Annotated in this window: 6 protein-coding genes; 2 read left to right on the plus strand and 4 right to left on the minus strand. The window is 44.1% G+C overall.

Annotated features, from left to right (window positions below):
* Positions 1–363: 363 nt before the first annotated feature.
* Positions 364–1,911, plus strand: coding sequence for a TIGR04222 domain-containing membrane protein (locus IM515_RS06770; RefSeq protein WP_287630545.1), 1,548 nt, complete (start codon positions 364–366; stop codon positions 1,909–1,911).
* Between the two features lie 153 nt (positions 1,912–2,064).
* Here IM515_RS06770 and IM515_RS06780 read toward each other — a convergent pair whose 3' ends face one another.
* From IM515_RS06780 to IM515_RS06795, 4 genes are all read right to left on the minus strand, one after another.
* Entirely contained in the window at positions 2,065–2,949 is an 885-nt protein-coding gene (locus tag IM515_RS06780) for a hypothetical protein (RefSeq protein ID WP_287630544.1), read from the minus strand.
* Positions 2,950–3,175: 226 nt separating this feature from the next.
* Positions 3,176–4,540, minus strand: a complete 1,365-nt coding sequence (locus IM515_RS06785; protein ID WP_287630542.1) for a DUF3370 domain-containing protein — start codon at positions 4,538–4,540, stop codon at positions 3,176–3,178.
* Between the two features lie 247 nt (positions 4,541–4,787).
* Positions 4,788–5,237: a YlqD family protein gene (locus IM515_RS06790; RefSeq protein WP_002756613.1), complete on the minus strand. Its 450-nt coding sequence runs from the start codon at positions 5,235–5,237 to the stop codon at positions 4,788–4,790.
* Between the two features lie 61 nt (positions 5,238–5,298).
* The gene (locus IM515_RS06795) at positions 5,299–7,218 is read right to left on the minus strand and encodes a long-chain fatty acid--CoA ligase (RefSeq protein WP_287630540.1); all 1,920 of its coding nucleotides are present in this window, start codon (positions 7,216–7,218) and stop codon (positions 5,299–5,301) included.
* A 221-nt stretch (positions 7,219–7,439) separates the two neighbouring features.
* Between IM515_RS06795 and IM515_RS06800 the strand changes: the two genes are divergently transcribed.
* On the plus strand, positions 7,440–7,739 hold a 300-nt coding region (locus IM515_RS06800; protein ID WP_287633355.1), incomplete at its 3' end, for a Uma2 family endonuclease.

Raw genomic sequence — 7,739 nt, forward strand, 5'->3', positions numbered from 1 at the left:
GTCTGTTACAATTGTTACTAGAGAGACAAATGCAGTTCAGGCGCTTGGGAACGCAAGAACTATATTTCCTCGGATTACAACAACAAACAACAGCAAACCAGTGGTAGCAGCCAATAGTCGGGGGAAAGACACAAAAAACCGACTATTTAGGTGATATTAAAGCGACCACTGGTATTTTATCTTCACCTAACCGGTTCTGTCACTTTCCTCAACTTTCTTTGGGGTTTCCGAGACTTATTGCCCAGATGAAAGAGGGATAGTTGGCATCCAGCTTTTTGTAAAGAAATTTAAACTGCACGCACAGTTAAGCCTCTTCGGCCTAAATAAACGACTAGAAACAGTTTTTCTCGGGAGGCCCAGTTTATGGATAGCCAATTAGGAACGATGAACTTTCAACAGACAGAGCTATACAAAAGAATTCAGGCATTTGCCTTGGATCGGCCAGATAGTCAATTATCTTTCAGCCAACGATTAGCAAGAGATAACGCCTGGTCATTGGGCTATACTCAGAGAGTGATCGAGGAATACAAAAAGTTTATATTTCTAGCCGTTGCAGCAGGACATCCAGTCACGCCATCCGACCAAATCGATCAAGTTTGGCATTTACATCTGACCTATACGCGATTGTACTGGCAAGAGTTCTGTCCCAAAATTTTGCAAACCACATTACATCACGAGCCGACTCGTGGGGGTTCATCCGAGCAATTAAAATTTGGCAGTTGGTATAGCAAGACGCTAGAAAGTTACGAACAGTTTTTTGGACATATTCCTCCAATAGATATTTGGCCTAAACCCAAAGACCGATTCGGGCGAGATTTGCATTTTATCCGGATCAATACTCAACAAAGCTGGGTTTTGTCAAAACCTAATTTCCCAGTCTCCGTCAAACCACAACTGCGAAAAATAGGCATCTTTACCTTTTTAGCCTTCCTTTCACTGATGATAACTGGCTGTCAGATAATCTCCCAAATTCCTAACCCAATGAATTTTACAGGTCCGGAATTTTTAACCTTCTATATTTCCCTAGTAGTGATGGGAATCGCTTTGGCAGCCTGGCTACGTTTTTCCCTGTGCCTAGTTAGCACTAATACAAAGCAGCAACCTGATTTAAATACTTACGAGATAGCTTTCTTGGCGGGTGGCAATCATCGCCTGATTATGGCCGCAATCACCAGTTTGGTAAAACAAGGCTATGTGGAGGTATTAAAAGAAGGCAAACTGGTGGTGACAGGAAAGATCGATGCTATTGCCGATCCTGTAGAAAAGGCGGTTGCACAAGATATTTTGGCCACTGATGGGGCAATTAAACAGGTTTTCCAGAAGTCTCAAGGAATGAAAGATAGCATTCGTTCCCGCCTAGAACAGCTTGGTTTGTTTCTGAGCGATGCCCAAGCATTGAAAGCGCAAATTTATCCATCATTGATTGTGGTTATTCTTCTAGGAATAGGCTTGTGCAAAATGGCGGTGGGAATTTCTCGCGATAAGCCAGTTGGTTTACTTCTCATCTGTATATTTGGGCTTCTAGTTTTGGGAGCAAGGTTTTTTGTCAAACCACAGCGTCAGCGCAGCCGTTATGGAGAGATCATTTTTAATGATTTAACAAATCGCTTACAACATTTAAAAACAGCCAATAGCAGCGATTCTGAACTGGTACTTGCGGTGGCGTTGTTTGGAGCAACAGTTCTGATGGCGGATATGGCTTTAGCAGACCTGTATCAAATGCTGACTCCCATAGCCGCTGCTAGTAGCGGCAGTGGTAGCGGCAGTGGTAGCGGCAGTGATGCCGGCAGTGGCGGCAGTGATGGCGGTGGTGGCGGCAGTGATGGCGGTGGCGGCAGTGATGGCGGTGGTGGCGGCAGTGATGGCGGTGGCGGCGGTTGTGGCGGTTGTGGTGGTTGTGGTGGTGGTTGATTGAGTTCAAGGCTATTAACAGCCGCTCGCTCGTTCCGTTGAACATTCCCGCCACCGTAGCCCTGTTAATTTTTGCCTTAATCTCCTCTCTGGTTTGATTGCTTACTGCCATCAGCCGAAAAAATCCTCCTTGAACATGGAATTTTATCGCTTCTACTTAACCCCAGTTCGGGTTAAGTAGCCATTTTTCAGGAGAAAAGCTCTTAGGGCAGTGGGAAAGTCTGGATATTTTCCGATCGCTATACTTTGGCCATGGATATCGAGACCCCAATCGGAGTTTTTATCGTAATTAGCGAGAAGAAATTGCCAAGCTTCTTGGTATTCTCCTAGTAGAATTTTCTGTGCCACATAACCGGCCAAAATGCCATTAACTTCGGCTTTTTCTTTTTTAGCTAACTGAAAGGCTTTCAACATTGCTGCTAAAGTTTTTCTTAATTCTTGGGGATATTTTCTGGTGACATCTGCTAATTTACCCTGTTGAAAAGTATAAATTTTGGAGGGAGGAAAAGAGGCGGCGTAGGAACTAAAAGCATACAAAAAAGCATTATCAACGGTGACAAATTCATAATTATTATCTCCATCTAAATCTTCAAAGGAACCACCACTACCATCTAAAAAACCCGTTTCTTCTCTAATAAATTTATCTTTTTGCCAAGTATAAATTACCAAAGATGTGCAGCAATGAGCGCCGCCGCTATAGGTGGAGACGATAATCTCATCGATGCCATTATTATCTAAATCTATTAATTCGACATAGCCAGAGCCAAAGGCACTATACTCGCTATTTTGCTGATAAAGTTGCTCGTTATAAAAGATTTGATAAGAAACATTATTAATATCAGAATTGTCATCAACTTTCTCGTTTAGGTCGATGGGGTGATAGCTAACTTGCACCTTAATTTTCCCCGATCTAACCACTTGATTTGTTAGGGGTTGACCGGTATCAAAATCGAGTTTAGTCACGGCTAAACTCGCAGCTGCATCGCCCAAGAATTGAGATAATAAGCAGCAAATAAAGCAAGTTTTGCTAATATTCATCGGCTAATTCCCAGAGAGAGATTAATATCAGTGTAAGTAGCTGGTTATAATTAAATTAAAAATGGATTTTAGGTTCGATCCCCCCTAGCCCCCCTTGATAAGGGGGGAAGCCGAAGGCGGGGGGATCCCCCTTAATAAGGGGGGCATCTGAAAGTTTTTAATACCCACCTACTTATCTTACTTATTTTTACCGACAATCAGCCGTTAACTTTTCGAGAAAAACTATCTATTCCAAAGTTTTAACGCTCAAAACTTGGGGGGGGGTGGCATCGGGGGGATAGAGAAAATCGAGATTAACGTCGCGTCGGGCGCCGGGGGGAAGTTCCACCTGCACTAAAGCTTCTCCCTGTTGTCCTTCCCGTTGAACGAGATGGAAAAAACGTTCCTCGGTGCGTCCCATTGCGTTACGATAGGTAACGCGCACTGCACCCCGGAAAAATACCGGTCCCTGGACGGGTTCAACAAATAGCAAGCGATCGAGATAATTATCTTCTTTAATTGGGGTTTGAATACTCAAAACCACCACCTGGGTTTTGCTAGTGTTGTTATATAGAGGTAAAGTCAGATAGTAGTGAACACCGTAGTTACCGTGAGCTTTGAAAGCCGTATCGGGATAACGCACTAACATGGGAGCGCTTTGAATTTGTCTGGTTCCGAAAGTAGCTGCTGTCACCGTACTTAAAGGATAGGCAAAAGCTTGACCAGGTTGAGGAATGGTGAGATTAATTCCCCCTTTGGGATCGACAATCCGGGTTGCCCATTCCGAACCGACAGAAATTCCGGCCACGCGACCATAAAAATTTCTTCTTCCGGGGAACCATTGATCGGGAGGAGTGGGGGGAAAATCGCGAGGAGCGGCCAAATCACCTCTAACTAATAGGGTGCGCCATTCCTCGAGGGTAGGGGGACGAAAGGTTTCTATTTCCCGATCTTCGATTTTGACTTTTTGGGGAACTTCGTAGAGGGCTAAATTGGCCATATAGACCGGTCCATCGCTGTAGAGACGCAGGAGAGTCGAGCGGGCGCTACTTCTGGGGATGACCAGATCGAAGAGCATCCGACTTTGGCCTGGGGGAATGACGATCTGGGTGGGAAATTGGGTATCATGGCGACGACGCATGATATCGCTGGCTAAACGGGAACCGGGACCGGAAAAAACCCGGCCATTGGGATCTTCCACCAGAGAGGGTAAATCGACAAAAGGGGCATCGGCGGAGGTGACGTAACTGACTCCTTGCAGGATGCGGATAACGAGGTTTCTGGAGGTGGGATTAGTAACGATCAGGCCCTGGTGTAGGTTGCGATTGGGATCGGTTTGACGGGCGATGTGGTGGGTGAAAACGTCAAAACGTCCTTGTAGGGGATGATTGAGATGGGCTATGGGAAAGCGTTTTCCTTTACCGGGGAAAGTGGAGAGGAGAATTCCCTCTTTTTCTACCACTTCGGGACTATTGCTATTAAAAACTAGAACGTCATTCAGTTGACCGGGCAACTGACGCACTTCCTGATATTGGGTGATTAATTTCCTCTCTATCTGGGGCAGAACCGAGGCGGACTGAGCTAAAAGAATAGTGGGTAAGAAAGAAAGCATAGAGATTCCATATTTATAGGATCTAATTAAGGGTGAGTCGATGGAGAGGTGAAGTTATAGGACAATATAAGCGAGTTTGTCTTGGCGATCGATAAAGAATCTTAATATATTTTTCAGGCTTGATCAAGCCATGTCAGGGGTGATGTGATCTAGGGGCGGTTTTCTGGGTGAGCAAGGGAGAATACCCCTTGCTATTGCCGATTTTAAGGGTTAAGTTGAGAATGACCCGTAACTGCTCACCCTAGCTTTAAATTTCGCCGCGAATTTCTTCGACGATGCCATCTCTAAGGACGAGTTCTACATTCATTTTTGCTACTAAGTTATCGCCTTTTTCGACCCGGAAAAAACTTTCTAGTTGTGCTTGGGCGACTTCTTGATTGAGTTCCAAGAGTTGTACCTGTTGCAATTGTTGCAGATACTGGTTTTTTTGTTCGAGAAACTCACTTTTCTGTTGATTGACTTGGATTTGAATATTGTCAATCTGTTGGGCAGCCGCGGGGGGTAAGGGGATCAGACTCTGACGCTGAATTTCGGCGATCGCTCTTTGGCCTTGGGTTTCTAATTGTTGAATTTGTGCGTCAATTTGAGCCATTTGTGCTTGTAATTGCTGTTGTGCTTCTTCTTTCCAGCGCGGAGTCACGATGACTTTAATTGTCACCGGGCGCTTCAGTAATAAACTGGTTTGTGCGTCATCCATGATTTGCTTATCCTAAAAAGGTCTTTTTGTCAAGGGGTTAGGGAATATTTGCCAGAAATATTTACTTGGCAAACATCTCGTTAATCATATCGCGATAGCGTTGCGTTACTACCGGTCGTTTAATCTTTAAAGTTTGGGTCATCATGCCGTTTTCTTGGGAAAAAGGCTCTAAAATTAACTCAAAGGTTTTAATCTGGTCATCGGCACGATAACCGGGCCGATTTCTCACCTCGCGCTTTAATTCTTGTTGGTAGAGAGCTAAGACTTTTTTGCTGTAGAGATCGCTAGAAAGAATCGTTGAGCGATCGCTGTGAGAATCGGGTAAATTTAAGGATATTTTCTGTTCTTGCGCCCAATTGGCCAGTATATCAAGATTAGGCACGATCAAAGCCCCCAAAGCTTTTTGATCCTGTCCCACTAGCATGATTTGGGAGATAAAGGGACTGCGTAAACAAGCATCTTCAATCGGTTGCGGTTCGATATTTTCACCATTGCTCAAAACAATTGTATCTTTGGCCCGTCCGGTTAAGACTAAATCTCCGGCAGCGGTTAACCAACCAATATCACCGCTATCAAACCAACCATCGGGAGAAATCGCTTTTTCGGTTGCTTCGGGTTTTTTATAGTATCCCTGCATCACCTGCGGACCACGAATCAAAACTAAACCGTGTTTTTCCGTCGGTAAGACTTCTTTGCTGTGTAAATCGACAATACAGATTTCTGTCTGAAAAACGGGACGACCGGCAGACCCGCGCAGGTTATGATCGATACGACGGACGGTAGCCACAGGAGAAGTTTCTGTTAGTCCATAACCAACTAAAATCGGGATTCCGGCAATCTCATAGAAAGTATCTAGATGTCTGGCTAAGGAACCACCGCCACTAACCAAGATTTTAACTTTATTTCCCACTGCTTGGCGAATTTTGCCATAAACTAGCTTATCACCGATGGCATGGAGGGGATAGAGTAAGAGGGATTGAATTCTTGCTTTTAGTCTTTCTCCGGGGGAAGCATGAAGATGATCTAGACTGAGATTATCAGCGATACGTTTAGCAATAACGTACTTTTCCGACTTTTCTAGCAAAAATCGCACTAATTTCTGTTTTGTGGCCGATTGTTCGCTAAATTGTTTTTGGATACCCTCGTAAAGAGATTCCCAAAGACGGGGAACTCCCACCATTAATTGCGGACTAAATTGCTTTAAATCCTGCTTAAAAGTGCGAATACTGGTATAAATCTGGGTGCAACCCTGAGCTAGAATGAAATACTCACAACTGCGCTCGTAGGAGTGCCATGAAGGTAGTATACTTAAAACTCGATCGCCAGGCTCCGGTTGAAAGATAGCATTTAAGTTGCGTACCTGATGCAGCAGATTACCATGACTTAACATCACCCCTTTGGGTTGTCCCGTCGTTCCCGAAGTGTAGATGAGGGTAGCCAGATCATTTTCGCTCTTGGTGATGGGTTTAAGGGTGTTCTCAGCCCCGATCGCCATTAGTTGCTTGAAATTTAAGGTCTGCACGGAAATCGCCCCAGTAGCGGGGTCTTCGTCGGTGAGCAGCACGATTAATTTTAGGGGCAATTCAGGGATTTTCGCCAGCAATTTCCCTAAAGTTTTGTTATTTTCCACAATCAGCGTCTGACTGTCACTATCGGCCAGAATATAGGCTAATTCCTCTGCATCTGCTTGAGCAGATCGTACCGCATTGGCGGCCCCGGCTGCCATGGAACCTTGGTCGGCAATAAACCACCGGGGACTATTATCGGCAAATAAAGCGACATTTTCGGTTTCTGTGACTCCTAATGCTTGCAAAGCGGCGGCAAATTGCTGAATTTGTTGATAAAGTTCCCGATAGGTGATAATTACTTCCGGTTTACTGTGGGGATCGTGCAGGGCGATAATATCGGGGAAACGCTGGGCAACTATTGACCAAACTTCGGGTAAAGATTGAATATTTGAATAGTCAATTAGGGTTGTCATAACAGTAGTTATAGAGAGTTACAAGGGTAATAGCATATAGATTAACCATTCTAGGCTCTTTTTGCTGGTTCTCCTAGACAGTATTTGAACAGGTATCTAGTCCTGCAAAGTTAATTTGCTTTTTTCAGATAGGTACTCTTACAAGGGTGCAACAAGGTTAGCGAGATGTATAATTAATTTTGCTTAGGTAGTTAATATAGTTGTAACTATCATAAAAAACGATGATTGCTTTATCTAAATATAATAATCTCACTCCAGAAGAATATCTTCAGTTTGAAGAAAAAAGTCCCATTAAACATGAATATATCGATGGACAAGTTTACGCCATGGCAGGGACGACTGATACTCATAATATTGTTTCGGGGAATATATACACAATTATTCGTAATCATTTGCGGGGTTCCGATTGTCGGGTTTATTTTGCCGATGTGAAAGTCAGATTAGAGAAACGCAATCACTTTTATTATCCTGATATTCTTGTCACCTGCGATGACAGAGATAGAGAAACTGCTACCTACAAA

Origin of the sequence: Microcystis sp. M44BS1, from assembly GCF_020244875.1 — a bacterium.
Taxonomy (GTDB): domain Bacteria; phylum Cyanobacteriota; class Cyanobacteriia; order Cyanobacteriales; family Microcystaceae; genus Microcystis; species Microcystis panniformis.

What these genes read in the sequence shown, in the direction of transcription:
- IM515_RS06770 (WP_287630545.1), top strand. Translation starts at nt 364, where the DNA reads ATGGATAGCCAATTAGGAACGATGAACTTTCAACAGACAGAGCTATAC.
- IM515_RS06780 (WP_287630544.1), bottom strand. Translation starts at nt 2,949, where the DNA reads ATGAATATTAGCAAAACTTGCTTTATTTGCTGCTTATTATCTCAATTC.
- IM515_RS06785 (WP_287630542.1), bottom strand. Translation starts at nt 4,540, where the DNA reads ATGCTTTCTTTCTTACCCACTATTCTTTTAGCTCAGTCCGCCTCGGTT.
- IM515_RS06790 (WP_002756613.1), bottom strand. Translation starts at nt 5,237, where the DNA reads ATGGATGACGCACAAACCAGTTTATTACTGAAGCGCCCGGTGACAATT.
- IM515_RS06795 (WP_287630540.1), bottom strand. Translation starts at nt 7,218, where the DNA reads ATGACAACCCTAATTGACTATTCAAATATTCAATCTTTACCCGAAGTT.